At 67.4% G+C, this 393-nt stretch carries 2 protein-coding genes; both read left to right on the top strand.

The genetic code is table 11. The features are described from left to right. The coding region (locus IO33_RS0142100) for a glutamine amidotransferase-related protein (protein WP_031174350.1) at window positions 1-319 on the top strand (319 nt) is incomplete at its 5' end. Beyond that, a partial coding sequence (locus IO33_RS54475; RefSeq protein WP_483414658.1) for a carbamoyl phosphate synthase preATP-grasp domain-containing protein occupies window positions 312-393 on the top strand: 82 nt, incomplete at its 3' end. The genes IO33_RS0142100 and IO33_RS54475, both read left to right, overlap by 8 nt.

Genomic DNA, 393 nt, shown 5'->3' with positions numbered 1-393 from the left:
CTTCGGCACGTACAAGCTGAAGTACGGCCACCGGGGCATCAACCAGCCGGTCCAGGACCGTACGACCGGCAAGGTCGAGGTCACCGCGCACAACCACGGCTTCGCCGTGGACGCGCCGCTCGACAAGGTCAGCGAGACCAAGTTCGGCCGCGCCGAGGTCTCGCACGTCTGCCTGAACGACAACGTCGTGGAGGGGCTGCAGCTGCTCGACCAGCCGGCCTTCTCCGTCCAGTACCACCCCGAAGCGGCAGCGGGCCCGCACGACGCCGCCTACCTGTTCGACCGCTTCGTTTCCCTGATGGAGGGCCAGCGTGCCTAAGCGCACCGATATCCAGTCCGTCCTGGTCATCGGCTCCGGCCCGATCGTCATCGGCCAGGCCGCCGAGTTCGACT

Source organism: Streptomyces durhamensis, from assembly GCF_000725475.1.
Classification (GTDB): Bacteria; Actinomycetota; Actinomycetes; order Streptomycetales; family Streptomycetaceae; genus Streptomyces; species Streptomyces filipinensis.
Note: the sequence above shows the minus strand (reverse complement) of the source record. Positions and strands in the feature narration are given on the sequence as shown.